The organism is Paracoccus sp. SSJ, from assembly GCF_030234105.1.
Classification (GTDB): Bacteria; Pseudomonadota; Alphaproteobacteria; order Rhodobacterales; family Rhodobacteraceae; genus Paracoccus; species Paracoccus denitrificans.
In genome coordinates, this window is the sequence record NZ_JASSPE010000075.1 from 1 (window position 1) to 612 (window position 612).

Here is a 612-nt window from a genome sequence, read left to right on the forward strand (position 1 = left end):
CGCCCTGCTTTTTGCGTCGGATTTTCTGCTTTAGCGTTCGAGGAGTTTTCGGTGGTTTCTTTCGAGCAGTGCCAGGCCGGCGAGCAGCAGGGTCAGGGCGACGCCGACCACGAATGCGCGGCTGAGATAGCTGGCCTCGTAGGTGGGATAGAAGCCGCGGCGCATCAGCCCGACGCAATGGATCAGGGGGTTGTACCACAGCAGGTCCTGCGCCTTGGCCGGCATCAGGTCGTAAAGGAAGAAGATGCCCGAGACCAGGAACAGCGGCCGGGTCAGGATGTGCCAGATATGCTCCCAGATCGGAAAGGCGGTCATCAGGTAGCAGTTCAGCACCCCCACCCCGCTGCCCAGAAGCGCCACCAGCAGCAGCGCCTCGAAGACCGAGGCCATGTCCACCGGCCCCGGCAGCTGGTAGATCACGAAGATGCCGCCGATCACGATGGCGATCACCGCGACATTGGTCAGCACGTTCAGCACCACCCGCGCGATCAGCGCATCGACGAAGGTCACGCTGGGATAGGCCAGGAAGGGCCGCGAATAGCGGATCGAGGCGGCCGTCTTGTTGGCCAGGCCGCTGAACATGGCAAAGGGCAGGTAGCCGGTGGCATAGAA

The 612-nt window shown here is 62.9% G+C and carries 1 protein-coding gene; it reads right to left on the reverse strand.

Annotated elements, in window-relative coordinates; genetic code table 11:
- Positions 1-30: 30 nt before the first annotated feature.
- Positions 31-612, reverse strand: a 582-nt coding sequence (locus tag QPR87_RS23565) for an ABC transporter permease (protein ID WP_285051575.1), incomplete at its 5' end; no start/stop codon positions are given.